Annotated in this window: 1 protein-coding gene; it reads left to right on the forward strand. The window is 42.4% G+C overall.

Translation table 11 applies throughout. The features are described 5' to 3' along the window. The first annotated feature begins 118 nt into the window (after window positions 1-118). Window positions 119-1,987, forward strand: a complete 1,869-nt coding sequence (locus E5336_RS12220) for an ISL3 family transposase (protein ID WP_135981385.1) — start codon at window positions 119-121, stop codon at window positions 1,985-1,987. Window positions 1,988-2,205: the final 218 nt, after the last annotated feature.

The following is a 2,205-nucleotide window of genomic DNA, read 5'->3' on the forward strand; positions in this document are numbered from 1 at the left end:
TTACGGAATCCATTGAACGGAAGGAAAATTTATGATCCTTCCGTTTTTTTGTGCATCTTCCTTTCTTTGGTCCGGATTGTGAAGTCCAATAGGATCAGGTAGCTTAGGAGGCGTTTTTATGTCTAAATCTCAATCGGTTATGCCGGTTTTTTCCGTCGATGATTTTTTGTTTGGCCATGATTTGATGGACGATCCAGACCAGAAATCTTATTTCGACAAAGAGAGCAACTCACTCCATTTATTCAAATGTCAAAAAAAATCAGTCCATCCTGTATGTCCTTATTGTGGAGAAGAGGCAACTCGCACGAATGGATGGGAACGACGTACTTGCCAGCTTTTTCCGATCCATGGCTTTTCTGTTTTTCTCCATATCCGTCAGCGACGTTTCAAGTGTGCAAATCCACATTGTTCGCACTACACGTTCACTTTGGAAACGCCGGGTTTCAAAGCCTATCAGCATCGCAGCGATTCTTTGAACATTGCGCTTTTTGCGTTGTCCATCTTTTTCAGCGATACGGCCCTTTCGCTTTTTTCCAGACAGTTTGGACTCCAAGTCAGTCGGGAATCCATCCGCAATCTTTTATCCCATGTCGAGATCAAAGACGAGCCGGACATCGACGCGATCGGGGTGGATGATGTGTGCCTCAAAAAGGGCCAGACTTACTACACAGTCATCTATGACGCACACGACCATCATCTTTTGGCTCTGCTCCAAGGCAGGGATGGACGCGAATTGACAGAATGGCTCAAAAAACATCCAAAGATAAAAGTCGTGGCCAGAGATCGGGCGAGTGCCTATGCCAGCGCCATCTCCAAGGTACTTCCCGACTGCGCGCAGGTAGCGGACCGATTCCATCTGCTGGACAACCTGCTCGAATATCTACACAAGATGATCCAGAATGAAGTGCCAGGTACCATCTTCGTAGAAAAGGATAAGATCCTTGATCATGAACCAAAAAAAGAATGGCTGCCGATCCGGTATGATCCAGCCCTTTTAGACAGCCTTCACTATGACGATACGCCGCCCGTCGATGAAAACGGGAAAAAGATCCTGTTTATCGACAAAAGCGCGTCTCGAAATCAAAAACAATATCAGCGTCAAGCCGAGTCAAGAAAGAAAAAATATCAAAAGGTGAAAGCGATCCGGCAGGCTTATTTCAATAAGGAGAGTCCTAAGAAGAAAGATCTGCAAGAGCGATTCCGTATTTCGAACGCGACTTTAGACAAATATTTGAGCATGAGCGAAGAGGAAGTGGAAAAGCTTCTGGAAATCACTCCCTATAAGAAGCAGGACACCCCGGTCAATCCGTATCTAAATAGGATTTACAAGATGCTCAAGGACAATGTGGATCCGCCGTTGATCTTCGCCTATATCCTTCATCAAGGATATCAGGGAAGCCAAATATCATTAGAAAATCATATTAAAGCGATCAAAGAAAATAATTTTGGAGGAAAAGTGTCAAAGGTATGGAACGTGGAAAAACACTATTCCGAAACAATCGATACGATCAAGTCAAATGCCATTCTCAGATATGTGACGATCAAGGACCGAGAGAAGATGAAATATACAAAAGTTGCGGTTTATTATTCCAAGATAAAAATTAAATATCCGATAGTCGAAGAATGCGAAAATATATGGAATGAATTCTATAAAATATTGATGGGGAATGACCCGAATAAGATAGATGAATTTATTAAAAAAGAAAAAGAAACAAAGATCCATAAATTCGTGGAAGGACTAAAAAAAGATATCGCCGCCATCAAACACGCGATATCTTCCGCGATAAGCTCTGGTTTTGTCGAAGGAGGCAATGACCGGTATAAACTCGTCAAACGAACGATGTTCGGACGAGCCGGGCAGAAGCGCCTATTCGATAAGACTTATGCGATTTCTATTATAATGCGGACCGGGATAAAAGCCAGCGAATTGATAGAGAAATGGATTCATGAAGATGGAAGAATCAAAAAGGAGATGCCAGTATTCTGACATCTCCAATAATGGCTTTATCCAAGCGTTACAAACTTTTTGTAAGAACCCAGGAAGGCGCATCGACGCCTTCTTTTTTTGCCTTTCAACCAATTCGTCAAGCGCAAGAAAATCCTCTTTTTTCCTCTTTTATCTGTCATCTAAATCTCTTTAAAAAAGTTATAAAAAGTAGTTGACAGTTGATGAGGAGTGCGGTATGATAAGTGAGCGTTAAGGAA

Source organism: Dubosiella muris (assembly GCF_004793885.1).
Taxonomy (GTDB): Bacteria; Bacillota_I; Bacilli_A; order Erysipelotrichales; family Erysipelotrichaceae; genus Dubosiella; species Dubosiella muris.

Bases quoted from the DNA above. Each gene is read 5' to 3' on its own strand.
- E5336_RS12220 (WP_135981385.1), top strand. From the start codon at position 119: ATGTCTAAATCTCAATCGGTTATGCCGGTTTTTTCCGTCGATGATTTT.